We start from the raw sequence: 24,078 nt of genomic DNA, 5'->3' as shown, positions 1-24,078 counted from the left end.
GAGTGCGCCGGGATCAGGGCTCCAGCAGGCGGCGGGGGCCAGGCCCCTGCGCGCCCAGCGCGTCACCGGGGTTGACCAGCGCGCACTGCTCGAACGACAGGCACCCGCACCCGATGCACTCGGTGAACCTGTCGCGCATCCGCTCCATCTTCTCGATCCTGGCGTTGATCTCCTCGCTCCAGCACTGCGAGGCCCGCACCCAGAACTCCCGCGTGGGCGGAACATCCGCCGGCAGGAAGGCGAGCACGCCACCGATCACCGACAACGGCATGCCGACGCTCTGGGAAGCCCGGATGAAGGCCACCCTGCGAAGGGTGCTGCGGTGGTAGCGCCGCTGGTTCCCCGCGGTGCGACGGCTGGCGATGAGACCTTCCCGCTCGTAGAAGCGCAGCGCGGAGGCGGGCACGCCGCTACGCTCCGACAGTTCGCCGATGGTGAGTTCCTTGGTGATCGCGGCGGGCTCCTGCACGCCCCCAGACTAACGTGACGTCAACCTTGGTTTAACTGTCGGAACGCGGGGCGAGGTCAGGGATTGTGGAAGGCGACCTCGGGGTTGACCGGGGACGGACCGCCCAGCAGTGGCTGCTTCCTGCCTTTCAGGTGCTGGTCGAAGAAGGCGCCGACGTAGCTGCGGGTGATCTCCAGTGAGCGTTGCGGTGACAGGTCATCGGGGCCCGACATGCCGGCCGCCTTCTGCAGGATCGACAGATCGGTGAAGCTCAGGTGGTTGGTTCGGGCCACGGTGAGCCAGCGCTTCCAACCGCGCGAAGTGGCCCAGCTGCCGTCCCAGGTGTGGTCCTTGCCGGGAACGTGATCGGCCTGGCTGCCCAGCAGCAGGAAGGGCCGGTCGAAAGTGATCGCGGGGTGGAAGGTGCCGTCCAGGTTCGCCCCGGCCCGCACGCGCTTGTCGACGGCCATGGTGGCGGCGCTGGCGTCACCGCCGAGGGAGTGACCCGCCATGCCGATCCGCTGGGGAGCGATCATGCGGGCGTGCTTCCAGGCAGGGTGCCGGCGGGTCAGCTCGTCGATGACGAAACGGACGTCCTTGGTCCGGTTCCTGGTGATGGTCGCCTGCCCTCCTTCCGGGGGCTTGGGCTGGTCGCAGAGGGGGGCGCAGGTGATGGTCCGGCCGTTGGGAAGCGTGGTGCCGGAGGACTCGTAGGCGTGGTCGACCAGCGCGACGACGTAGCCGCGGCTGGCCAGCTCCTCGGCAAGGGAGGTGAGGCTGGCCCGCGGGAGACCGAAGCCGGGAGAAAGGACGAGCGGATATCGGCCGTGCTTGGGTGACGCACCGGTGCGGGCGTGGGTGCGGATGGTGCTGACGATCGCAGGAGAGAGTTCGGTGCCGGGGGCCTTGCGCTGCAGGAGCGAGGCGGCCTCGGCGGCGGTCATGTAGGGGGCGGGGTCGCCGGTGGCCGAGCGGGCGGGGTAGTACATCGAGACCATGAGCTGGCGTGGGCCCGATTCGGGCACCCAGGGGTCCTTACGGCTGTTGTCGACCAGGTGCAGGACGTCGCGGCCGACCGGGTCGGGCCCGGTCGGCCGTGGGAGCTCCAGCCGTACGGCGGCCGCCGTGGCGGTGGGGCTGGGTTGTCCGGACGCCGCCGCGGCCGCCGGGGCGCAGGTCGCCGCGCTCAGGACGAGGCAGGCCGTCAGCAGAACGGCCAGCAGACGGGCCCGGGTGGTCGGTGCTGTCATGGGATCTCTCCTTGTCGGGACGGTCATACGTCGCGGTGACGGACGACGATCAGGGTCACGGCGGCGGCGGCGAGCGGCCACAGCGCGAAGGCGGCCCACGAGCCGGCCACCGTGGGCAGGGCGGGGTCGTCACGGAGCTGGGGCAGGCCCAGGCAGGTGCGCCAGACGTAGAAGGGGACCAGGGCGTACAGGTCGTTGACCCACTGGTGGACGGTGGGCCGGAAGAACATGGGCACGATCACCAGCGCGGCGCACACGCTGACGACGGCGGCGGCGGTGTGCCGCACCAGCGCGCCGATGCCCATGCCGACCAGTGCCGACACCGGGGCGAGCAGCGCGTTGGCGGCGAGGACGCGCAGCACACCGGGGTCGCCGACCGACACGGCGACGCCGCGGCCGGACAGGATGACGTGACTGACGCCGAACGTGCCCGCCGAGACGAGCGCACCGGCGACGAGCGTGATGGTGGCGGTGACGGTGACTTTGGCGGCCACCACGCGGTGGCGGACGGGAACGGCGATGAGCGTGGTGCGGATCAGGCCGGTGGCGTACTCACCGACGATCGTCAGGGCTCCCAGACTCCCCGCGCCGATCATGAGCATGCAGGCGGCCAGGCCGCTGAACGCCTCGGTCAGGGGGTTGAACCTGGCCTTCTCCATGGCGGTGAAGCCAGGCCAGCCCTGGTAGGCGTCCAGGCTGCTCTGGGCGGCGAGCGCGACGATGGCCAGCGTGCCCAGGCCGAGAAGCCAGGAGGTCGAGCGCAGGGACCAGAGTTTGATCCACTCGGCGGCGAGCAGGTCGCGGAAGCGGGCCGGTGTCATCACGGGCGACCTTCCAAGGCGTCGGCGCGGTGGCCGGCGCGGTCGGCGGCACGGGCAGCGGCGCCCTGGTCGGCGCGGTCAGCGGCGCGCTGGTCGGCGGCGCGGTGGTCGGCGCGGTCGGCGGTCAGCTCCATGAACGCCTGCTCCAGCGAGGCGGTGCGCGGGGCGAGCTCGTACAGCATGATCCGGCGCTGATGGGCCAGTTCGCCGATGCGGGTGGCGCTGAGACCGATCACGGTCAGGCCGTCGGCGCCGTCCGGCCGTACGGACGCGCCTTCCAAGCTGAGGACGGCCGCCAGCTCCGTGGGGTCCGGCGTGCGCACGGCGACGGACGCGCCGGCGCCGCGGGCGGCGAACGCGGCCAGGCTCTCCTCGGCGATCAGCTCGCCGCGGCCGACGACGACCAGTTGGTCGGCGGTGTTCTCCATCTCGCTCATCAGATGGCTGGAGACCAGCACGGTGCGGCCCTCGGCGGCCAGGCGCCGGAACAGGCCGCGTACCCAGCGCACCCCTTCCGGGTCCAGGCCGTTGATCGGCTCGTCGAACAGCAGCACGGGCGGGTCGCCCAGCAGGGCGGCGGCGATGCCGAGCCGCTGGCGCATACCCAGGGAGAACCCGCCGATACGGCGGCGCGCCGCCCCGGCCAGCCCCACCTCGTCCAGCACCTCGGCCACCCGGCGGCGGGGCAGTCCGTTGCCGGCCGCCAGCGCGTGCAGGTGGGCGGCGGCGCTCCTGCCGCCGTGGACGTCGCCGGCGTCCAGCAAGGCGCCGACGTGACGCAGCCCGGCCCGATGGCGGGCGAAGGAGCCGCCGCCGATGGTGGCGCTCCCCGCGGTCGGGCGGTTCAGGCCGAGGATCAGGCGCAGGGTGGTGCTCTTGCCGGCGCCGTTGGGGCCGAGGAACCCGGTGACGTGCCCCGGCCGTACGACGAACGTGAGATCCTTCACCGCCGTCACCGCGCCGTAGCGCTTGGTCAGTCCATTGACTTCGATCACGTCGCCAACGTTGACGCAGGTCACAGCCCCGCCGCATCGGTCCGCGGGCCGGTTTCCGCGCTGCGCGGGTGGCCCGCGGGCATAGGCCTTCGGGCCGATGCCCGCACCTGAGCAGGCGAATACGATCGACGCGTGCGTGACAGAACGCCCAGACCACCTCTTTGGGCACGCCTGCCCCGTGGCGTACGGGCGCTCGTCATCTGGTGCGGGCTGGCGGGCCTGGTGCCGCTGCTGTACGTCATGACGCTGACGGACGGCGAGGACCTGCTCCCGGTGGCCGCCTCCCACGCGGCGTTCGCCGTCGCCATGGCCGTTCCGCTGGCCTGGGCCCGGCGATCACCCGAAGCGGTGCTCGCGGTACTGCTGGCCGGCGCCATCGGGGCGGCGGTGCTGGGACAACCGGTGCAGCGGTGGTGGCCGCTGTTCCCGGCGGCCGACGTCCTGGTCTGCCTCCTGACCGCCACCCGGTCGCGTCGCGCGGGCCTGGTCGCGGCCGCTGCCACGCTGATCGTCCAGGAGACGACCTGGCAGGCGGACCTGCTGCGCCACGGCCTGCGCGCCTGGGCGCCCGGCTTCCTCGCGCTGTCGTTCCTGCTCGGCCTGGGCGTCCTGATCGCATGGCTGGCCGGGGTGGTCGTCCGGCAGCGGCGCGCGTACGACCTGGCGCTGCGCGCGCACGCCGGGGCGCAGGCGGTCACCGAGGAGCGGCTGCGCATCGCCCGCGAGCTGCACGACCTGGTCGCGCACAGCATCGGCATCATAGCCATCCAGGCCGGTGCGGGCGCTCGCGTGATCGACACCCGGCCGGAGCAGGCGCGCCAGGCGCTCGGCGCGATCGAGGACACCAGCAGGCAGACGTTGAAGGGACTACGGCAGATGGTCGGCGTGCTGCGCGAGACCGACCGCGAGCACCCCGGCTCGCCCGAGCATGATCCTGCCGCCGGGTTGGCCGAGGTCGACCGGCTGGCCCGGACGACCACGGCCGCCGGTGTGCGCGTGGACGTGCGCAGACACGGGCGACCACGGCTGCTGCCCGCCGCCGTCGACCGGTCCGCCTTCCGCATCGTCCAGGAGTCGGTGACCAACGTCCTCCGCCACGCGGATACCGGTCACTGCCGGGTTCTGATCGACTACGGGAGCGAGGACGTGCGCATCGACGTCGTCGACGACGGCCGCGGCGCCGCCTCCCCCGCCGCCGGCGAGGGGAGCGGGCACGGGATCGCGGGCATGCGGGAACGGGTCGCCCTGCTGAACGGCGACTTCAGCGCCGGCCCCCGGCCCGAGGGCGGCTTCCGCGTCACCGCCCGGCTGCCGCTCACGACCGCGGCCGAACCTGCGATCGTCCGGGCACGGGCCGAGGCCGGGCGGACGGAGGCCCGGTGACGATCCGTGTCGTGCTCGCCGACGACCAGCCGCTGATCCGAGCCGGCCTGCGCATGGTCATCGACACCGCCCCCGACGTCGAGGTCGCAGGAGAGGCCGGGACCGGCGCCCAGGCCGTCCAGCTCGCCAGGCAGTTGCGTCCCGACGTCGTGGTGATGGACATCCGCATGCCCGGCATGGACGGCATCGAGGCCACCCAGACCCTCACCGCCGAGTCTCCCGCCTGCCGAGTGATCATGCTGACCACGTTCGACGACGACGACAACGTCTACGCCTCCCTGCGCGCCGGAGCGAGCGGATTCCTGGTCAAGGACATGGCGCTGGAGGACATCCTGTCCGCCGTCCACGTGGTCGCCGCCGGGGACGCCCTGATCGCGCCCAGCGTCACCCGCCGCCTCATCGAGGACTTCACCCGCCGCCCCGCCCCGGCTCCCCGGCCGCGCGAGCTCGCGGGCGTCACCGGGCGGGAACGCGAAGTACTGACCCTGGTCGGAGGCGGCCTGTCGAACGCCGAGATCGCGGCCCGGCTGCACATCAGCCCCGGCACCGCCAAGGCGCACGTGGCCAGCCTGCTCGCCAAGCTGGACGCCCGTGACCGCGTGCAGCTCGTCATCACGGCCTACGACGCCGGCCTGGTGTCCCCCGCCCGCTGACCGGCGCGGCCGGCCGTTCTGGTGCCCGGTCCATGCGCCTGCCGAGTGCGGCGCCCTCAGCTCCGGCTTGCGGCGCGCCCACCGACTGCTCAACATGTCACGGCGAGCCACGCGCCCCGCCGGCGAACATGGCGAAGGGGGAGTCCGGTCGCGACCGGACTCCCCCTTCATCCGGCCAGACCCTCATCGGGTCAGGCCGGGATGCCTCAGCTGCAGCCGCTGGTGGAGCCGCAGCCCTCGCAGACGTAGCAGCTGCCGGCGGGGCGCATCTTCGTGCCGCACGTCATGCAGAGCGGCGCGTCGGCGGTGAACCGCTGGTGGCTCTCCAGCGTCAGCTCCTTCGTCGTCTCCCGCACCGGAGCGGGCGCGACCGGCTCCACGGCCTTGGCCTCGATCGGCGCCGACTGGGCCAGCGCCTCCTTGTCGACGGCCGGGTCGTCACCGCGCTGCTGCGCCGTACGCTCGGCGGCGGAGAAGATGCCGACCGCGGCCCGCTCGTCGAAGGGCAGGTGGTCGAGCGCCAGGCGGCGGAAGATGTAGTCCACCACCGAGGTCGCCATGCGCACGTCGGGGTCGTCGGTCATGCCGGCGGGCTCGAAGCGCATGTTGACGAACTTGCTGACGTAGGTCTCCAGCGGCACGCCGTACTGCAGGCCGACGGAGATCGCCACGGAGAAGGCGTCCATGACGCCGGCCAGCGTCGAACCCTGCTTGGACATCTTGAGGAAGACCTCGCCGAGCCCGTCGTCAGGGTAGGAGGAGGCGGTCATGTAGCCCTTCGCGCCGCCCACGGTGAAGCGGGTGGTGGTGCTCGGGCGCTGGTTGGGCATCCGGCGCCTGGTGGGCCGGTTGACCTCGATGACCTTGACCTGGGGCTCCTGCGTCTCGGCGGCGGCAGGCGCCTCCTTCTTGCCGGCGGCCGACAGCGGCTGGCCCACCTTGCAGTTGTCGCGGTAGACGGCCAGGGCCTTCAGGCCCATCCGCCAGCCCTCCATGTAGACCTGCTCGATGTCCTCGACCGTCGCCGACTCGGGCAGGTTGACGGTCTTGGAGATCGCGCCGGACAGGAACGGCTGCGCCGCGGCCATCATCCGGACGTGGCCCATGGGCGCGATCGCCCGCTCGCCCATCGCGCAGTCGAACACCTCGTAGTGCTCGCGCTTCAGCCCGGGGGCGTCGACGACGTGGCCGTGCTCGGCGATGTACTCGACGATGGCCTCGATCTGCTCCTGCTGGTAGCCGAGCTGCTTGAGCGCCCGCGGGATCGTCTGGTTGACGATCTGCATGGAGCCGCCGCCGACCAGCTTCTTGAACTTCACCAGCGCCAGGTCGGGCTCGATGCCGGTGGTGTCGCAGTCCATCATCAGGCCGATGGTGCCGGTCGGCGCCAGCAGCGAGGCCTGCGCGTTGCGGTAGCCGTGCTTCTCGCCCAGCTTGAGGCAGTCGGCCCACTGCTTGGACGCCTCGGTGTGGATCTTGGCGTCCATCGTGCCGATGGTGCGCAGGCTGTCGTTGGCGCCGGCGTGCTTGCGCATGACGCGCTTGTGGGCGTCGGCGTTCCTGGCATAGCCCTCGTACGGCCCGACCACCGCGGCCAGTTCGGCGCTGCGCCGGTAGGACACGCCGGTCATCAGCGAGGTGATCGCCCCGGCGACCGCCCGGCCGCCGTCGGAGTCGTAGGCGTGGCCGGTGGCCATGAGCAGCGCGCCCAGGTTGGCGTAGCCGATGCCGAGCTGGCGGTAGGCGCGGGTGGTCTCGCCGATCTTCTCGGTCGGGAAGTCGGCGAACGTGATCGACACGTCCATCGCCGTGATGATCAGCTCGGTGAGCTTGACGAAGCCGGCCACGTCGAAGGAGTTGTCGTCCTTCAGGAACTTCAGCAGGTTGATGCTGGCCAGGTTGCACGAGGAGTTGTCGAGGTGCAGGTACTCCGAGCACGGGTTGGACGCGGTGATGCGGCCGGTCTCCGGGCTGGTGTGCCAGTCGTTGATCGTGTCGTCGTACTGCACGCCCGGGTCGGCGCACTCCCACGCGGCCTTGGCCATCTTGTGGAAGAGGTCCTTGGCGTCGATCTGCTCGATGATCTCGCCGGTCAGGCGGGCCCGCAGGCCGAACTTCTCGCCCTTCTCGACCGCGCGCATGAACTCGTCGGAGACGCGGACGGAGTTGTTGGCGTTCTGGTACTGGACGGAGACGATGTCCTTGCCGCCCAGGTCCATGTCGAACCCGGCGTCGCGGAGCGCGCGGATCTTGTCCTCCTCGCGCGCCTTGGTCTCGATGAACTCCTCGATGTCGGGGTGGTCGACGTCGAGGACGACCATCTTGGCGGCCCTGCGGGTGGCGCCGCCCGACTTGATCGTGCCTGCGGAGGCGTCGGCGCCGCGCATGAAGCTCACCGGGCCGCTGGCCGTACCGCCGCTGGACAGCAGCTCCTTGGAGGAGCGGATGCGGGACAGGTTGACCCCCGAGCCCGAACCGCCCTTGAAGATGACACCCTCTTCCTTGTACCAGTCGAGGATCGACTCCATGGTGTCGTCAACGGCCAAGATGAAACAGGCACTGACCTGCTGCGGGCTCTGCGTGCCCACGTTGAACCACACCGGGGAGTTGAACGCGAACACCTGGTTGACCAGCGCGTGCTTCAGCTCGTGGTCGAAGATCTCGACGTCCTCGTCGCTGGCGAAGTAGCCGTTCTCGACCGCGGTCCTGGTGTACATCCCGACCACGCGGTCGACCAGCTGCTTCAGGCTCCACTCGCGCTGCGGGGTGCCCACAGCGCCGCGGAAGTACTTGGTCGTCACGATATTGGCCGCGTTGACCGACCAGAAGTCGGGGAACTCCACGCCCCGCTGCTCGAAGTTGATCGAGCCATCGCGCCAATTGGTCATGACGACGTCACGGCGCTCCCACGTGATCTCGTCATAAGGGTGCACACCGGGCGTGGTGAAGATCCTCTTCATCTTCAGCCCCTTGCGCCTGCCCCCACGCGTCGCTGACCCGCTGACCGTCTCCGTCATGACTCCCCCTTCTCGGCTTTCAGTTGCTTGATCTCGGCCTCGAAGTCCGCCAGGCTCTCGAAACCGCGATATACCGATGCGAACCGCAGGTACGCCACCTCGTCCAGGTCACGCAGCGGCCCCAGGATCGCCAGGCCCACCTCGTTGGAGGGGATCTCGGCCGCACCCTTGGCCCTGATGGCCTCCTCGACCCGCTGCCCTAGCTGCGCGAGCGAATCCTCGGTGACAGGCCGGCCCTGGCACGCCCTGCGCACGCCCGCCACCACCTTGTCTCTCGAGAACGGCTCGGTCACTCCGCTGCGCTTGCTCACCATCAACAGGACCGTCTCCTGCGTGGTGAACCTGCGCCCGCATTCAGGGCAGGTACGGCGTCGCCTGATGGCGGCACCGTCGTCCGTGGAGCGGCTGTCGATGACCCTGGTGTCCGGGTGACGACAGAACGGACAGTGCACGCTTCGCCTCCTCGACACGCCACCTGCTCACCACTCGTAAAATGCTCGTCGGCAGATGCTCGCGCCCACTCCACGGCCTGCCATGGAGCGGTCACGGAAACACAATTTGTGGTGAACTACATCGGTGTAACTACTAGATGTTGTGGTCCAACCGTAGAAGCGAGCGAGCATGAACGCAAGTTGACGGCGCCCCCGGCATCGAAGTCGCTGATCAGCCCCGCGGGGTCGGGCGTGTCGCACCCGAGTGACGCGGAGATGCTCGTGTGACCTCCCTGTGCACGCGGTCCCGGACGGCCGATCAGAGGTCGAGCGTGTCGCACCCGAGTGACGCGGGGACGCTCGTGCGACCCCCCTGTGCGCGCGGTCACGGACGGCCCGGTCAGGGGTCGCCCGCGCCTCTCTCCGCGAGCCCGCCGTGCCTCCGCGGACCCCGTTTGTCGGCCTCGTCGCCGCCTCCGGGAGCGCGGAAGAGCCCTCACCACTGCGCGGGGTTGCGGCGACCTACCGTCGCATCAGGCCGCGACGTCCGCGACCCGAACTTCCCCGGAGTCGCGGCGGGCCGGATAGCCGTCACCGTCCTGGAGATCGCCGTGATTCGTGGAGGTCCCAGCCCTCCATGGAGATCGCCGTCGCCCGTGGAGATCGCTGTATCGCCGTCGTCCGCGGAGATCGCCATGTGCCGCCGCGTCCAGCCGTCCAGCTTGGCCGAGGTCGTGCGGACTCGTCAGCGGCCGGTCGCCAGAGGGAACGCGCGTAACGACGGCGGGGGCGCGCACCCGCGCACGGGCCGGGCGGCGTCCGGCTCCTCCTTCGGGACAGGCGGCAGGCTCGGCCCGCCGTACATGCCTGGCGTCACGACCCCCAGGAAAAGCACCGTGGGGAGGGTCCAGGGCCGCAGGAAGGGCAGCCACGCGTCGATGTTCATGCCGCCCCTCCGCTCGCCTCGGCGATGTTGCATCCATCCCATCAGACGGCACCGACATTTTCGGGGCCCAGTTGCCCGCACCTCCTGCGGCCGTCTCCACGGGCTCCCACGCCGCTTGGCCGAGCTCACCGCGACCCACGCATCCGCCGGTCACGCGCCTCCAGCGGACCCATCGGTCGGATCTCCACCGCGCCCTGCCGTCCGACCACGGCCGTCAACCAGACGCAGGAGCCAGACCACAGCCCCAGGGAACGCATGACGCGGAGCGGACGCGGGCCGGGCACAGAACACGTGTGGCGCGGATGCGAGGCGGGCGCAAAGCGATGAGGGCGGCACTTGGGATGAGAGGGCCATCCGAGGCCGGTGCGAACTGAGTGAGTGCGGGCGAGCCGGATACGAGGCGGGCCCAAAGCGATGCGGGCGCTGACGATGCGAGGCCCATGCGAGGCGGTGCGAACTGAGTGAGTGCAGGCGAGCCGGATACGAGGCGGGCGCGAAGCGATGAGGGCGGATGCGGGGCGAGTGCGGACAGAGTGGGAGGCGGGTTGGGGATGCGGAGCGGGTGCGAACAGATGCCGGCGGGTGCGGGCGGGTGCGGGGTGCAAAGGTTCCTTCTTCCGGCATGGGTGGCCCATGCGTCGGGCGTGGACCGCGCTGGTGGCCGCGATCTGCCGCACCATGGGGGCCGAGCCACCGGCCCGCCGCCCCTGACGGCGAGATTATGATCACCCCATGCGCGCGATTAACACGTTTTTATTGATCACCTGCCTAGCCGTCGCGGGCTGCGGCACCACAGGCGAGACTTCGCTGCCCGGCAGCGGGCTGCGCGAGGTCATGGGCCGGCTGTCCGCCGACGGGCCAGCCGCCACCTATCTCGACTACGGTGACATGGCCCACTGGCGCGCGCTGGGCGTGGTCACGGCCGACGGGCTGGGAGACGACCGGCGCTGGCTGGCTGCCGTGGGGTACGGCTTCGGCGATCTCGCCTCGCGCATCGATCTCCTGCCCGAACGAACGGGGATCAAGGCGTTCGCGACCGACAGGGCGGTGTCCGTCGGCCGTCCGCCCGACACCGCGGTCAGGATGGAGGGCGGCCTCGACGCCGCGGCGATCAGCGAGAAGCTGACCGCGCTCGGCGCCAAGCCGCGCACGATCGGCGGTCAGGAAGGGCTGACGTTCGCTCCCGACCACGAGATCAGGCAAACCAGGCTGACCGCCGAGTTGGGCCTGGTGACCCAGCTCAACCAGGTCGTGGTGACGCGGTCCGCGCTGGTGGCAGGAGCGGCCGCGGCCCCCGTGGCCGCCGCCCTGGGTGGCGGCGGCTCCTCCCTCGACGACAGGCCCGAGCACGTCGCCGTCGCCGAATGCCTCGGCGATGTCGTGACGGCCACCGTCTTCGCGCCGCAGCAGCCGGCGGGCGTCAGCCTGTACGGCGTCGGCCTGCGGCGTCCCGCCGGGCCGGGCGACCAGGCGGTCAACGTCGTGTGCGTGCTGCCACGCATCGCCGAGGTGACGCAGACGTTCACCTCCAGGTTCACCCTGCAGGCCCAGGTCGGGGGCAAGCCGCTGGCGCAGCTGGCAGACAAGGTCGAGCACGACGAGGTGCGCTCGGGGGACCTGACCGTACGGCGAGCCACCGTGACCATCAAGCAGGGAGGTCCCGTGACGCTGGTCCATCAGATGCTGCAACGCGTCGAGCTGTCCAGGCTGGCCGATCCCGCCGCGCCCTGACACGGTCGGGCCGGCGTGACCCGTACACCCGCATGGGACGGCGGCGGTTGATCATTGGAGGATGAGACCCGAAGTGCAGGCCTTCATCGCCGATGGCCCCCTCCCTGACGGGGACGCCGAAGAAGGGCAGATCGACAGGCGCGACAGGCAGCTCCGGGCGATCCCCGCACCGGTGACGGCGGAGGAGGCGAAGGCACTCGCCGCCTGCTTCGGCCCGGACGACTGCTACGGCGTCGCCTGGACGCTTCTGCATCTCATCGAGACGGGCCCGAATCCGGTGCTGACGGCCCGGCCCGCCGCTGACGCCAACGAATGGCACCAGAGGCTGTGGATTCGAGCGGTCAACGGAGGGCTCGTACACGAAACCTGACGGCTTGGCAGGCGAGGCGCCTTCGGCATCGGCCCGCAACGTCACGCACCCGCCCGTGCCGGCGGTCTTGTCCGGAGCGTCTCGCCGGCCTCCCAGGATCTCCCCAGTGGATCATGGCTGCAGCCGGTACCTGTCTGTCTTCGCCGCGGCGCCCCGGAGCAGCCCGGGTGCCAGCCGGCGATGGACGGCGGACAGCGGAGGCCACACGGCACGGCCGAGGCGGCGGTCATAGCGCAGGAACGTCCCCAGCGACACCCGCCTATCGGCTGCCTGGACGACTAGGTTGCCGGTCACGAACCAGGAATCGGCCTCGAGCCGGATCCAGTCGTCGCCGCGTCCGGCGATCCGCCATCCGGCCACAGTGTCCGGCGATCGCCCTCGGCTGATGCGGAGACCGAGGAAACCACACCAGATCAGCCGCTCCGCGGCATCGGGAACGTCACCGAACATCGCCCGAGCCCACTGCTCCGGTGTGGCGTCCACGTCCGTGAAGAGAGTGAAGTGGTCGACGTAGTCGATGCGGGACAACGAGCTGAGAGCGAGAACGGACTCGGGGACGTCGCGCGTTCCCACGGTGCCTACCACAGTGCCTTTCACAGTGCCTCCCAGGGCGCCTTTCACGAAGACTTTCGCGACGCCTTTCACGGCGCCTTCCACAGTGGCCGCGCCGCCGCCTGCCGTACGCGGCCGGCCACGGTCCCGCCACGCGCGTTCCGCCTGCCGAGCGCGTGTGGCAGGACGATGAGGTGCCGGAACGGCGCGATAGCGACCATGTACAGCCGTCCGGCCAGGCCGCCGGGGTTCACGAGGACCGCCGCTCGCAGCTCGTGCCCGCCACCCAGCCCAGGTGCGTGACCGTGCGGACGGTCTTTGTTCGCCAGTCCGAGAGCGCATTCGTCGTCGAGCTCGTACACCGGGGTGAACGGCGCGAACCCCGCGCCTGAGCCAGGTGTGGCCGCGCGGAGGTTGCTCGGCAGGCGGTCGCGTAGTGACGGGACCTGTCCCCCGATGTCCGCATTGGGCTTGTCCCCCTCGAAGAGGGCACCGAGTTTCCAGCGCACCGCGAACGGCGACCGAAGGAGCCGGAGTCTCGCCCGGCGCCCGACGTCTGGATCGCGGCGAGCTTCGTGGGGAAGTGGTCCAGCCCGGCACCGGGAGCGCGGATCGCCCAGACGTCCTCAAGTCGGAAATCGCCGGAGATCTCGTGGATCCGCAGGGCGACGCGTGTGCGCGGTATCGGGGAGCCTCATGGCCGTGACCACCTCTCTTGCCGCGACAGTCGGGCGGGAATGCGTTCGCCCAGGTCGCGAGCGGCGGCCGGCGCCGGCCGAAGAAGCGTCTCGCGCGCCTGGTGCGTGCGTCCGACGGACTTCTCGACGCGCCCGGGCCGCGGGTGGTGAAAGGCGACATGACCGCCGGTCATCTCGGTGTCTCCATTCATGCATACGCCACCGTATAAAATGAGAATAGCCCCTGTTATACGGGGGCGTATACATGGTGGAGAAGTGAGGTGAGACACATCGTGGGCGCAACTCGCACGCCGCGTGACAGGTGGATCGAGGAGGGGCTGCGGGCGCTGGCCGCCGGCGGCCCGGACGCCGTCCGCGTCGAGGCCCTGGCGAAGAGACTCGGCGTCACGAAGGGCGGGTTCTACGGGTCCTTCGCCGACCGCGACGCGCTGTTGGAGGCGATGCTGGACGCCTGGGAGCGGGAGAGCACGGACGAGGTGATCGACCGTGTCGAGCGCGAAGGCGGCGACCCGAAAACCAAGATCGAGCGCGCGGGCGTGCTCACCTTCTCCGACGACCGCCTGCTGCCCATCGACCTCGCGGTCCGGGACTGGGCCCGGCGCGACGAGGGGGTCGCCGAGCGCTTGCGACGGGTGGACAACAAGCGCATGGCGCTACTGCGGGAGATGATCGGCACCTTCTGTTCCGATCCCGACGAGGTGGAGGCCCGCAGCATGCTTGCCTTCTGCGTGGCGATCGGGGAGCACTTCCTCGCCGCCGACCACGGCGACCGCACCCGGGCCCAGGTCCTCGCCCGCGCCGCCGACCTGCTGCTCAACCGCCCCCACGAAGACCACAACAGCCAGGTGTCGTCCCGGGTGGCCGGCCACGATGACGCATGAGCGCGGCGGCAGGTCGGTCCGCGATCCCGGCGCGCCTCACCCGGCACATCCCGGGGACGCCGCGGCGCGCGCGGGCGGGCTGACGCCGCGGCGCGCGCGGGCGGGCTGACGCCGCGGCGCGCGCGGGCGGGCTGTCAGCGGGACAGGGCGGAGCGCGCCCGGTGGATGTCGGCCGCCGGGTAGGGTGCCGTCCTGGTCTCGTCGAACAACGTGCCGTAGAACTCGTTCATGACGGCGGCGACCGGCGCGTGGCGTCTGAGGATCTTCCCGATCGGCTCCGGGACGCCAGGGAGGCTGTCACCCTCGGCGCACCGCCGTACGAGATCAAGGAGCTCCGCCCGGTCAGCCGGGCGGCTCAGAGCGATCACCAGCCGGTTGACCAGTTCCCGGGCCGTGTAGGACTCGTCGTGGCCGGCGTTCAGGCGGAGGAAGTCGCGCTCGGCGCCGGAGAGCTCGAAGCGTGGGGAAGACGCCAGGCCGAAGTCGGTGAAGTACAGGCGGCTGCCGTCGGTGAGGATGTTGCCGAAATGCGCGTCGAAGTGGAGCAACCCGTTCGCGTTCATGAAGGAGACCCCGGCGGCCAGCTCCCGTTCCAGGAGGGAGCACGCCGATTCGACGGCGTCGCCGCCGAGGGCGGCCTGCATCTCCAGCCACCGGTTGACGTCCTGCGGAACGTACTCCAGGAACAGCACGACCGCGGCCGACGCCTGCGCGAGCGCCTCCAGCCGCGCGCGCACCGCCGGGGAGGACTCCCAATACGCCGCGGCCTCCTCCAACGCCGCTTGTTCTCCGGCCGTCGCCATCCGGGCCGGCTCCCGCAGCACCCGCAGTGGTGCAGCAGCGGAAAACCGTCGAAGTGGCCGCCGAGCACCCACCCGGTCGTCATGACGTGCGCGGCCAGCTCGCGCCAGACGCCGGACCCCGACCCCAGCCCGAGCCCGTAGTGGCAGAACGTGGGAAGCCCGAACAGGTTCGCGGTGGACCTGGTGTTCTCCGGCCGCCTCTCCAGGTCGGTGAGGGGGACCCGCTTGACGAAGACCGGCCTGCCCTCGACCTCCAGGAGTGCGGTGGGACCGCCGACACCGGCTCCGAGGGGTGGGGCGGCCTCCACCAGCTCGGCCAGCCGTCGGTCGGCGAGCAGCCCCAGGGCGGTGGAGACTGCACTATGGCGAGCCAAGCGGGCGGCACGGGACATGTCCGGCGCATTACTGGACGATTCAGTCACAGCGGTCCTCGTTTCATGATCGTCATGCGGACGCTACCGTGTGCGTGTCCACAATCGATCAGCCGGGAGCCGCTTAAGGGCAGGACGCATGGGGCGATCAGTCGCTAGATCCTCCGTGCACACCGCCTTCAGCAACGCTTGTGTCGGCTCCGCCGGCTCGTGGATCGGGCCGTCTCCGGGCCGGCAACCACCGTTCGGACCACGGCTGCGAGCGGCTCTTTCGATGCCATCGCCGCCGCCCTGATGGGCTGCCGCCGACATTCCCATGAGACGGCGTCGGGCCACCCCGACCGACGGGATGCCGCCGGCGGCTTGGTGCTCCGTCCGTCCGATGCCGTCACGCACTCGTGTGTGCACGCTGGGTCGGCAGTCGGCGGTCGGCGGTCGGCGGGCGGTGGTCGGCGGGCGGTGGTCGGCGGGCGGTGGTCGGCGGGCGACGATCGGGGAGGCACGGGGGCGGTTCGCGTCGGTCGCACGCGCGGGCGCCTGCCGTCCCTCCGATCCGGAATCGCCGGTCGGTCAGGGGGCTTTGTCGGGGAGGTACAGCCGGCCGCCCGGACGGATGAGTGAGCTCTCCAGCCCGTTGAGCCGCTTGATCTCCTCGGCGACGGCGGTGGGGTCGTCGCCCGGAGAGATCGCCGCGGCGATGGTCCACAGCGTGTCGCCCTTCTCCACGATCACCCACGGCAGGCCCGCGTGTCCCGCACTCGTCGTCTCCTGAGCCATGGCCCAGTTGGTCGCCTTGGCCCCGAGCACGAACCCGCCCAGGGACAGCACGGCGAACAGCCCCACGACCGCGACCCTGCCTCGCCTGGTCAGCCTCATGGGCGCCGTGAGCCGCACCGACTTCCTCGCCTGTCGCTCCCCCGCCAACTTTCTTGGTTGTCGCTCCGCCGCCGACCTCCTCGCCTGTCGCTCCCCCTCCGACCTTCTTGGTTGTCGCTCCCCCGTCTGCCTCCTCGACTGTCGCTCCTCCGGCGCGACCACCCGAAGCGCTCCCCGCGTGCGGCGCGCGCCCGACCGCGGCCGCCTGCCACGACCCGTACCCGCCCGTTGCTCTTGCGCGCGGACCGTTCCAGGCCTTTCCCCCGCCCCCGCCTCGACGACCTGCGCCCGGCGAGCCGGACCCGCGACCGCCTGCCCCACGCGACCCGAACCCCCATCCACCTGTCCCGTGCGTGCCCGGCCAGAGAGCTCCTGCGCCTCCCACGCCGAAGCCGCGACCGTCTTTCCTATGCGAGCCCGACCGGAGACAGGCTGCCCCTCCCAGGCCGAAGCCGCGGCCGTCTCTCCCGTCCGAACCCGGCCGGAGACCGACCACCTCTCCCAAGCCGAAGCCGCGGCCATCTCTCCTATGCGAGCCCGACCCCGGAGCGACTGCCCCTGACCATCGCGGCTTGAACGCGTCGCCCCTGCTCGTCCAGGGCGTGCGAGCGCCTCCCGCACACGGCGTGCCCCCGGTCCCGGTTCTTTCGTCTGCAGGTTCGCGGTCGGCGTGTCGCCCGGCCGACCCCTACCGGCCTGTGCGTGCGCGGCGTCAGGGGGAGCCTCGCGCCCTTGTGGCGCGGGCCTCCCGGGACCGCCGTCCATCGCGCCAGGTCGCCGCCTGCCCCGAAGCCGCCACCCGCCACGCAGGCCGCCGCTCTTGCCCCTTGACGTGAGCCGCTGCGGCTCGCGCCCGCCACGCGCCACGTCACCGCGACCCGTCCCACCCGACCGGCCGTCACCGCGCCCCGTCCCACCCGACCGGCCGTCACCGCGCCCCGTCCCACCCGACCGGCCGTCACCGCGCCCCGTCCCGCCGGACCGGCCGTCACCGCGCCCCGTCCCGCCGGACCGGGTGTCTGCGCGGCCTGTCCCACCCGACCGGCCATCTCCGCGCCCCGTCCCGCCCGACCGGGCGTCTGCGCGTGCCTTCCGCTCTCGCCTGCCGTTCATCGCCGCCCCCGTATCTGTGCTGTCGTCTGCCGGGCCGGGCGCACCCTCCCGCACACCCGGCCCCGCCACCCCCTGGTCGCGGACGACCCGCAACCGCCCGCCTCCTGCCCCGCGTGGTCCCGTGGACCGTCCGCCCGATGCCCCCCGCGACCCGGCAAACCGTCCACCCCCAACCTCGCGCGGCCCCGCGGGCCGTCCGCCGATCTGCTTGTCCTGGCCTGCCGTACCTCGGGGAGGAGGGACCAGGCGGAGGCGCCGGTCTCCTGGTACGGCAGGGCGTCCGCGCTCCTCCCTGGTGATGTCGGCGATCAGGGTGAGTTGCTCGTCTTGGCCGGTCGAATCTGTCGTCGTGGTCGCCCGCACTGATGACCTCCCGCCACCGTCGACCCAAGGAAAAGGTCAAACAAAGATCAGTGAATCGAACACGGTGTCGATCGAACTCCCGTACGATGTTGTACACCACGTCACCGACGATTTCGAGGAAGACTCGAACAATTGTTTGAAGTTGATCTCCATCGGCGGTACGGTCGCTGTGTGCGACATGAAGACCACGGACCGGAAGGGTGGGCCGGTGAGGCAGGCCGCCGGGCGAGGAGGAAAGCATGAGCGAGCCGAATGACGGCAACGGCGTCAGCGACCTTGCGGTCCGCCGTCGCGACTCACTGGGCCTGACGCCCAGGCAACGCAAGATCCTTGAGGTGATTCGCGACTCCGTCCAGCAGCGCGGCTATCCGCCGTCCATGCGTGAGATCGGCGAGGCCGTGCAGCTGACCAGCACGTCCAGCGTGTCTCACCAGCTGACCGCGTTGCAGCGCAAGGGCTACCTGAGGCGTGACCCGCACCGCCCTCGCGCCCTTGAGGTGAGGCTGCCGGGTGAGCCCGTGCTGTGGGTCGACCCCGATGCCAGCGAGGTCGAGTCGCAGGTGAGCAGGCCGACGGCCGCCTACGTTCCCCTGGTCGGTCGCATCGCCGCCGGTGGCCCCATCCTCGCCGAGGAAAGTGTGGAAGACGTCTTCGCGCTGCCCAAGCAGCTCGTCGGCGAGGGCACCCTCTTCCTCCTCCAGGTCGCGGGTGACTCGATGATCGAGGCAGCGATCGCCGACGGCGACTGGGTGGTCGTACGGCAGCAGCCGGTGGCCGAGAGCGGTGACATCGTGGCAGCCATGATCGACGGCGAGGCGACGGTGAAGACGTTCAAGCGCAAGGACGGCCACGTCTGGCTGGTGCCGCACAACGCCAACTACGACCCGATCCCCGGCGACGAGGCCAGCGTCCTCGGCAAGGTCGTCGCAGTCCTGCGCCGCCTCTGACCGCATCTCGCCGCTCGATCGGCCCTCACCTTTCCCGAGGGTCGATCGAGCCGGCGTAGCGCTGGCCGGTGGGACCGACACAGCCCTGCCCAGTCCGGAATGCCGTGTCGCATGAGTGTCCGTCGCTTCCGCACGCCGACGCCCGGAATGGCTTGTCGCCTGGCTGTACGCCGCCTCCACATGCCGACGCCCACGCGCGGATCCCGGCTCCTACCCGCGAGCGACGCCTTCGGGTGGAACATCACCCGACCCGCGACCGACGTTATGCACGGAGCAGCGACCCGACCGGCGGCCCATTCGTGCACGTCGGCGGCCGGATGCCGACGGGCCGGGCGGAGCCGTACCCATCGAGGGGCGCGTGTCCGAACCCCAGCCCACAGTTCGGGGAACGGACTGGCCATCTCTTCATGCGTTGGCGCGAGGGCTCTTCCAGGCATCCCGCTATCCGGACTCGGGCGCGAGCTGGTCGCACAGAACCCTCCGACGCTCGGCGACACCGATGCGTTCGATTTCCGCAATCCCGGCCCATCGGACATTTCCCGAGCCTGGGTGACACTGATCAGGTGGACGATTTCTTCCCCCCGCCCGCCAAGGACGGCCTGAAATGGGCGAGCGCCGGTCCCGATGTCATCGCCTGCTGGATCGCCGACATGGACTTCGCCACCGCTCCCCCGATCGTCGAGGCACTCCAGCGGCGTGCCCGCGGGGACCTCGGCTACCCCACCTGGGCCGCCGACCCGCAGGCCGGACCGCTGGCGGAGACCTTCGCCGAGCGCATGCTCACCCGGTACGGCTGGCCCGCCGACCCGGCAGCCGTCCGCACCTTCTCCGATCTCAACCAGGCGCTCCAGGTGGTCCTTCACCTCGCCACCGAACCCGGTGACAGGATCGCCATGCAGGTTCCGGCGTACCCGCCGTTCCTCGGCACGATCGAGGAGATGGGCCGCACGCTGCACACCGACCTGGCGGATCTGGCCGGCTGCCGTGCGCTCGTCCTGGTCAACCCGCACAACCCCACAGGAAAGGTCTTCACCAGGGACGAGCTCACCACCGTGGCCGAGCAGGCCGAACGGCACGACGTGCTGGTCATCGCCGACGAGGTCCCCGCCGACCTGGTCTACTCGCCCGCCACGCACATCCCGTTCGCCACGATCCTGCCCGAACGCACGGTCACGCTGACCTCCGCGACCAAGGCCTTCAACCTCGGCGGCATCCGCTGCGCGCTGGCCCACGTCGGCTCGGCACGGGTCCGCGGGGCGCTCCATTCGCAGCCCGCCTTCCTGTACGGCGGGGCGAACATCTTCGGCGTCGAGGCCACGGTCGCCGCGTGGAGGCACGGCGACGGGTGGCTGCGCGACACCATGGCGATCCTGGACCGCAACCGGCGTCTGATCGCCGAGCGGGTGCCGGGGTACGCGATGCCGGAGGCGACCTATCTGGCATGGCTGGACATGCGACGGCCGGGGATCGCGGAGGTGCTGGAGAGGGAGGCGCGGATCCTGGTGAGTGACGGCGCCGCCTTCGGACCGGGCGGGGAGACCTACGTACGGGTCAACTTCGCGACGTCGACGGAGACGCTGGCGGAGATCCTGGACCGCCTGGCCCGGGTCTGGTCGCCGGACCCCGATACGCCCTACTCGTCGCGATCCCTTGCCCGACCCAGCTGAGGCCGAGGCTCGTCACGAGCACTCTGATTTCGGACAGCCGGGGTCGCACCGCGACACCCGGCACCTCCGGGGCGCTGAGCGTTCTCGGGGGTGGGCGTTCTCGGGGGTGGGCGTTCTCGGGAGGGAAGCGGCGCGACGAGACGCAGGCGATGCCGGTTGGAGCGGCGCCGATTGGAGCGATGCCGGTTGGAGCGATGCCGGTTGGAGCGATGCCGGTAGGAGCGATGCCGGTAGGAGCGATGCCGGTAGGAGCGATGCCGGTAGGAGCGATGCCGGTAGGAGCGATGACGGTAGGAGCGGCGCCGGGATCAGCCTCCCGTGGTGCCCGCTGAGCCGCGCACGAGAGGCGGCCCCGACAGCTCCGACCGTAGACGGCCCAGCAGCGCCGACCGCACGAAACGTCGGGCCCCGGCAGTGTCGACCACACGGAACGTCTGGTCTCCGGCACTGCCGGGGCCCGCGCGACCCCGCTCAGCGGCCCGTCAGTTGCGGGTTGGGGGAAGGTCGGGCGGTGTGGCCGCCGGTTGCTGGTCGAGTGCCGCCAGCGCCAGTTCCACCGCCTTCTCCAGCTGCGGGTCCCGTCCCGCCACCCGGTCCTGCGGTGTGATCACCACCTCGATGTCAGGGTCGACGCCGTAGTTCTCGATGTTCCACCCCTCGCCGTCCAGCCAGAACGCGTACCGGGGCTGGGTGACGACCGTTCCGTCGACCAGCTGGTACCGCCCGTCGATGCCGATCACCCCGCCCCAGGTGCGGGTGCCGATGAGCGGACCGATGTTCCGGTTCTTGATCCCGGCGCTGACGATGTCCCCGTCGGATCCCGCGAACTCGTCCGTGACGGCGACGACGGGGCCACGCGGCGAGTCCTCGGGGTAGCGCATCGGCTCGTACCCGCGCGAGATCGCCCAGCCGCTCACCTTGCGTGACAGCTTCTCCAGCACCAGTTCGGAGGTGTGGCCCCCGCTGTTGCCGCGTACGTCCACGACGAGGCCTTCCTGCGGCATCTCGGTGCGCAGGTCGCGGTGGAACTGCGCCCAGCCGCTGGCGACCATGTCGGGTACGTGCAGGTAGCCGAGCCGGTTGCCGGAGGCCTGCCGGACGTAGGCGCGCCGGCTCTCGACCCAGTCGTGGTAGCGGAGCGCGGTGTCGTCGGCCAGCGGTGTCACGACCACGCGCCGGGTGTCGCCGCCCGAGGCGGGCCTGATCGTCAGTTCGACCGGCTGCTCGGCCGTTCCGGCGAGGAGGGCTTGCGGGCCGCGCACCTGGTCGACGGGCCGGCCGCCGACGGCGACGATCGCGTCGCCCTCGCGTACGGCGACGCCGGGGGCCAGCAGCGGCGAGCGGGCGGCGTGGTCGGAGGACTCTCCGGGCAGGATCCTGGCCACCACCCAGGCGCCGTCGCGGAGGGCGAGGTCGGCGCCGAGGAGTCCCTGGCGCCGCTTGGGGTCGACGGCGGCGCCGTTGGGCCGGGCGTAGGCGTGGGAGGTGGCCAGTTCGCCCTGCACCTCCCACAGCAGGTCGATCAGCTCGGAGTAGGCGCCGATCCGCTCGACGAGCGGGGCGTAGCGGGCCAGCGTGCCCGCCCAGTCGACGCCGTCCATGTCCGCGCGCCAGTAGTGGTCGCGCATGAGCCGCCCGGCCTCGTGGTAGGACTGCCGCCATTCGGCGACCGGGTCGATGGTGACGGTGATGCGGTCGAGGTCGACGCCGACGACCTCGTCGCCCTCGCTCGCCGCGCGGGTCTGCAGGCCGTTCTTGCCGTTGGTGACCAGGCGGGTGCCGTCGCCGCTGACCTCGAAGGCACGGACGTCCTTGGCGATCTCCGCTTTGGCGCGCTTCTTGAGGTCGTAGCGCTCCAGCACGACCTCCTCGCGTTCGTTGCCGTCGCCGAGCTCGCCGGCCAGCGGGTGGCGCAGCCACAGCAGGGCGTCCTTGGCGGTGCGCAGGTTGGAGTAGCGCCCGGCGGGGACGGGGACGGCGACGACGCGGGCGGGCAGCCCCTCGGCGTCCACCTCGGTGGCGGGTTTGGCCTTCTTGTCCTTCCCGCCGTCGGGGGTGTCGGGCGACGACGGCGTGTCGGACTCGGCGCCGTTGAAGCTGCGGCCCTCCAGTGAGGGGGCGAACGGCGAGGCCGTGGTCGCCTGCAGCGGCACCAGGTACGGCTTGGCTCCGGCGGGGAAGGACAGGTCGAACACGTGCGCGTCGTAGACGGGGTCGAACGTCCTGATCGACAGGAACGCCAGGTGCTTGCCGTCCTTGGTGAAGACCGGGGCGTAGTCGCTGAAGCGCTGCGAGGTCACCTCGATGACGGAGGTGCCGTCGACGCGGCCCATCTTGATCTGGCGCAGCGGCTCGTGGTGCGGGTGCGACCAGGCCAGCCAGGCGGAGTCGGGCGAGAAGGTGATGCCGTCGATGTCGCCGTTGGCCGTCCGGTCGAGCTCCCTGGTCGCGCCGGTCGTGGTGTCGACGACGAGCAGGCGCCCGTCGTGACCGGCCAGCGCGACGTGCTTGCCGTCGGGTGCGACGGCAAGGTCGAGGACGCGCCCGAGCTGTCCGGAGGCCAGCGTGCGGATCTCGCCGCCGGGGCGGCCGATCTCCAGCGCGTCCTCTCCGGTCGCGTCGCTGATCCAGACGGCCAGGCCGTCCTCGCCGAGCACGCGCGGCAGCCGTACCCTGACGCCGGGTTCGGCGCGCAGCACGCCGGCGGGTCCGTCCCGGTGGGTGACCCAGTGGGCGGTGCCGCGGATCTCGACGGCGCTCGCCCGGCCGGTCGTGTCGGGCGCGAAGTCGGCGGCCCTGCTGGGCGCCGGGCGGGTGGCCCGCGCGGGCCGGGGCCCGCCCAGCCTGACCTCCAGCCGGTACGGCTCGCCGTCCAGGGAGTCGAGCGCCCACAGGTCGCCCGCGTGGCTGTAGATCACCCGGGTGCCGTCGGTGGCGGCGTGCCGGGCGTAGAACTCCTCGTGCTGGGTGTGCCGGCGCAGGTCGGAGCCGTCGGGCAGGGCGGAGTAGAGGTTGCCGACGCCCTCGTGGTCGGCCAGGAAGGCGATCCTGCCGCCGACCCACATGGCCGACCAGTACTGCGCGATGCTGTCGGCGAACAGCCTGGTGAACTCGCCCGACCCGGTGGCGTCGATCCAGATCTTGGCGGCGGTGCCGCCCCGGTAGCGCTTCCACTGGGACGGCTCGCGCCACACCGGCGAGACCGTCACCACGCCGCCGCCCGCGTTGGGGGCGGCCTCGCTCACCCATCCGTACGGCAGGCGCTCGGCCTGCCCGCCGTCCAGCGGTACGGCGTAGGCCCACGTCCGGTCGCGTGAGGCCTGCCCGGTCGCGCTGATCGCCAGGACGCGGCCGTCGAGTGTCCAGCCGCGCACACCGGTGGAGGCGTGGCCCCAGTAGGTCAGCCGCTCGCCCGCGGCCCCGTCGATCTCCGCGGCGAACGCCTCGGGCGTGCCCTCGCGCGTGCTGGTCCATGCCAGCCTGGTGCCGTCAGGGGAGAAGCGGGGGTAGGAGACGGGGGCGCGCTCGGCGGTGAATCGCCAGGCCCTTCCTCCGTCCAGCGGGGCCAGCCAGACGTCGTCGTCGGCCACGAACGTGATCAGGTCTCCGTGCAGATGGGGATACCTTAGGTAAGCACCAATTGTCACAGTTGCACACTAATGCTCGGCTGGTCGGCCGCCGCGGATTTTCCCTGCTGGAGCCGTACCGGCCGGGGCGCCGGCGGGTAATGACCTGGATCTTCACGGCGGGCGCCGGCCGGAT

Annotated in this window: 19 protein-coding genes; 7 read left to right on the top strand and 12 right to left on the bottom strand. The window is 71.3% G+C overall.

Translation table 11 applies throughout. The features are described from left to right. Positions 1 to 13: 13 nt before the first annotated feature. From soxR to ACWDLG_RS33240, 4 genes are read right to left on the bottom strand one after another with little or no spacing between them, the layout of a single operon-like run. Complete coding sequence (gene soxR / locus ACWDLG_RS33255) at positions 14 to 469, bottom strand: redox-sensitive transcriptional activator SoxR (RefSeq protein WP_449927796.1); 456 nt, start codon at positions 467 to 469, stop codon at positions 14 to 16. 56 nt (positions 470 to 525) lie between these two features. Continuing rightward, positions 526 to 1,698, bottom strand: coding sequence for an alpha/beta hydrolase family protein (locus tag ACWDLG_RS33250; RefSeq protein ID WP_449927794.1), 1,173 nt, complete (start codon positions 1,696 to 1,698; stop codon positions 526 to 528). A 23-nt stretch (positions 1,699 to 1,721) separates the two neighbouring features. Then, a complete protein-coding gene (locus tag ACWDLG_RS33245) occupies positions 1,722 to 2,519 on the bottom strand; it encodes a hypothetical protein (protein ID WP_449927792.1) in 798 nt (265 codons plus the stop codon). Continuing rightward, positions 2,519 to 3,514 carry an ATP-binding cassette domain-containing protein gene (locus ACWDLG_RS33240; RefSeq protein ID WP_449927790.1) on the bottom strand — a complete coding sequence of 332 codons (996 nt, stop codon included), beginning with the start codon at positions 3,512 to 3,514 and terminating at the stop codon, positions 2,519 to 2,521. The genes ACWDLG_RS33245 and ACWDLG_RS33240 overlap by 1 nt, the downstream gene beginning before the upstream one ends. Before the next feature lie 132 nt (positions 3,515 to 3,646). On the opposite strand from ACWDLG_RS33240, the gene ACWDLG_RS33235 reads away from it, so the two are divergent. Together ACWDLG_RS33235 and ACWDLG_RS33230 are read left to right on the top strand one after the other, a co-directional pair. Continuing rightward, positions 3,647 to 4,897 carry a sensor histidine kinase gene (locus ACWDLG_RS33235; protein ID WP_449927788.1) on the top strand — a complete coding sequence of 417 codons (1,251 nt, stop codon included), beginning with the start codon at positions 3,647 to 3,649 and terminating at the stop codon, positions 4,895 to 4,897. After that, positions 4,894 to 5,550 (top strand): response regulator, encoded by a 657-nt coding sequence (locus ACWDLG_RS33230; protein WP_449927786.1) that lies wholly within the window; start codon positions 4,894 to 4,896, stop codon positions 5,548 to 5,550. Before ACWDLG_RS33235 ends, ACWDLG_RS33230 begins: the two co-directional genes overlap by 4 nt. 206 nt (positions 5,551 to 5,756) lie before the next feature. On the opposite strand, the gene ACWDLG_RS33225 is transcribed toward ACWDLG_RS33230, so the two are convergent. The 3 genes from ACWDLG_RS33225 to ACWDLG_RS33215 all read right to left on the bottom strand — a co-directional run bounded on the left by ACWDLG_RS33225 (position 5,757) and on the right by ACWDLG_RS33215 (position 9,944). Beyond that, entirely contained in the window at positions 5,757 to 8,567 is a 2,811-nt protein-coding gene (locus ACWDLG_RS33225) for a vitamin B12-dependent ribonucleotide reductase (RefSeq protein ID WP_354922904.1), read from the bottom strand. Further along, positions 8,564 to 9,019 carry a transcriptional regulator NrdR gene (gene nrdR, locus ACWDLG_RS33220; RefSeq protein ID WP_354922901.1) on the bottom strand — a complete coding sequence of 152 codons (456 nt, stop codon included), beginning with the start codon at positions 9,017 to 9,019 and terminating at the stop codon, positions 8,564 to 8,566. Before nrdR ends, ACWDLG_RS33225 begins: the two co-directional genes overlap by 4 nt. A 724-nt stretch (positions 9,020 to 9,743) precedes the next feature. Next, positions 9,744 to 9,944, bottom strand: coding sequence for a hypothetical protein (locus tag ACWDLG_RS33215; RefSeq protein WP_449927783.1), 201 nt, complete (start codon positions 9,942 to 9,944; stop codon positions 9,744 to 9,746). Positions 9,945 to 10,676: 732 nt separating this feature from the next. On the opposite strand from ACWDLG_RS33215, the gene ACWDLG_RS33210 reads away from it, so the two are divergent. After that, complete coding sequence (locus tag ACWDLG_RS33210; protein ID WP_449927781.1) at positions 10,677 to 11,675, top strand: hypothetical protein; 999 nt, start codon at positions 10,677 to 10,679, stop codon at positions 11,673 to 11,675. 73 nt (positions 11,676 to 11,748) lie between these two features. Next, positions 11,749 to 12,045, top strand: coding sequence for a hypothetical protein (locus ACWDLG_RS33205; protein WP_449927780.1), 297 nt, complete (start codon positions 11,749 to 11,751; stop codon positions 12,043 to 12,045). A gap of 111 nt (positions 12,046 to 12,156) precedes the next feature. Here the strand turns inward: ACWDLG_RS33205 and ACWDLG_RS33200 are convergent, their stop codons facing one another. Continuing rightward, positions 12,157 to 12,690 (bottom strand): hypothetical protein, encoded by a 534-nt coding sequence (locus ACWDLG_RS33200; protein ID WP_449927778.1) that lies wholly within the window; start codon positions 12,688 to 12,690, stop codon positions 12,157 to 12,159. Then, the gene (locus ACWDLG_RS33195; RefSeq protein WP_449927776.1) at positions 12,687 to 13,106 is read right to left on the bottom strand and encodes a DUF2867 domain-containing protein; all 420 of its coding nucleotides are present in this window, start codon (positions 13,104 to 13,106) and stop codon (positions 12,687 to 12,689) included. Before ACWDLG_RS33195 ends, ACWDLG_RS33200 begins: the two co-directional genes overlap by 4 nt. A gap of 449 nt (positions 13,107 to 13,555) precedes the next feature. Between ACWDLG_RS33195 and ACWDLG_RS33190 the strand changes: the two genes are divergently transcribed. Continuing rightward, positions 13,556 to 14,176 carry a TetR/AcrR family transcriptional regulator gene (locus tag ACWDLG_RS33190; protein WP_449927774.1) on the top strand — a complete coding sequence of 207 codons (621 nt, stop codon included), beginning with the start codon at positions 13,556 to 13,558 and terminating at the stop codon, positions 14,174 to 14,176. Positions 14,177 to 14,310: 134 nt separating this feature from the next. On the opposite strand, the gene ACWDLG_RS33185 is transcribed toward ACWDLG_RS33190, so the two are convergent. Further along, positions 14,311 to 14,979 carry a hypothetical protein gene (locus ACWDLG_RS33185; protein WP_449927772.1) on the bottom strand — a complete coding sequence of 223 codons (669 nt, stop codon included), beginning with the start codon at positions 14,977 to 14,979 and terminating at the stop codon, positions 14,311 to 14,313. Positions 14,980 to 15,920: 941 nt separating this feature from the next. Then, positions 15,921 to 16,226 carry a LysM peptidoglycan-binding domain-containing protein gene (locus tag ACWDLG_RS33180; protein ID WP_449927770.1) on the bottom strand — a complete coding sequence of 102 codons (306 nt, stop codon included), beginning with the start codon at positions 16,224 to 16,226 and terminating at the stop codon, positions 15,921 to 15,923. A 1,715-nt stretch (positions 16,227 to 17,941) separates the two neighbouring features. Here ACWDLG_RS33180 and lexA point away from each other — a divergent pair. Both lexA and ACWDLG_RS33170 read left to right on the top strand, forming a co-directional pair. Next, a complete protein-coding gene (lexA, locus tag ACWDLG_RS33175) occupies positions 17,942 to 18,649 on the top strand; it encodes a transcriptional repressor LexA (protein ID WP_354916687.1) in 708 nt (235 codons plus the stop codon). A 563-nt stretch (positions 18,650 to 19,212) separates the two neighbouring features. Further along, positions 19,213 to 20,316 carry a MalY/PatB family protein gene (locus ACWDLG_RS33170; protein WP_449927768.1) on the top strand — a complete coding sequence of 368 codons (1,104 nt, stop codon included), beginning with the start codon at positions 19,213 to 19,215 and terminating at the stop codon, positions 20,314 to 20,316. 482 nt (positions 20,317 to 20,798) lie between these two features. Here the strand turns inward: ACWDLG_RS33170 and ACWDLG_RS33165 are convergent, their stop codons facing one another. Then, positions 20,799 to 23,906, bottom strand: coding sequence for a S41 family peptidase (locus ACWDLG_RS33165; protein ID WP_449927766.1), 3,108 nt, complete (start codon positions 23,904 to 23,906; stop codon positions 20,799 to 20,801). Positions 23,907 to 24,078 lie beyond the last annotated feature (172 nt).

It is taken from the genome of Nonomuraea sp. NPDC003727, from assembly GCF_053586935.1.
The sequence above is the reverse complement of the archived record's forward strand: the minus strand, read 5'-3'. Positions and strand labels throughout refer to the sequence as shown.

What these genes read in the sequence shown, in the direction of transcription:
- ACWDLG_RS33250 (WP_449927794.1), bottom strand. Translation starts at nt 1,698, where the DNA reads ATGACAGCACCGACCACCCGGGCCCGTCTGCTGGCCGTTCTGCTGACG.
- ACWDLG_RS33245 (WP_449927792.1), bottom strand. Translation starts at nt 2,519, where the DNA reads ATGACACCGGCCCGCTTCCGCGACCTGCTCGCCGCCGAGTGGATCAAA.
- ACWDLG_RS33225 (WP_354922904.1), bottom strand. Translation starts at nt 8,567, where the DNA reads ATGACGGAGACGGTCAGCGGGTCAGCGACGCGTGGGGGCAGGCGCAAG.
- ACWDLG_RS33215 (WP_449927783.1), bottom strand. Translation starts at nt 9,944, where the DNA reads ATGAACATCGACGCGTGGCTGCCCTTCCTGCGGCCCTGGACCCTCCCC.
- ACWDLG_RS33210 (WP_449927781.1), top strand. Translation starts at nt 10,677, where the DNA reads ATGCGCGCGATTAACACGTTTTTATTGATCACCTGCCTAGCCGTCGCG.
- ACWDLG_RS33185 (WP_449927772.1), bottom strand. Translation starts at nt 14,979, where the DNA reads ATGGCGACGGCCGGAGAACAAGCGGCGTTGGAGGAGGCCGCGGCGTAT.
- ACWDLG_RS33180 (WP_449927770.1), bottom strand. Translation starts at nt 16,226, where the DNA reads ATGAGGCTGACCAGGCGAGGCAGGGTCGCGGTCGTGGGGCTGTTCGCC.
- lexA (WP_354916687.1), top strand. Translation starts at nt 17,942, where the DNA reads ATGAGCGAGCCGAATGACGGCAACGGCGTCAGCGACCTTGCGGTCCGC.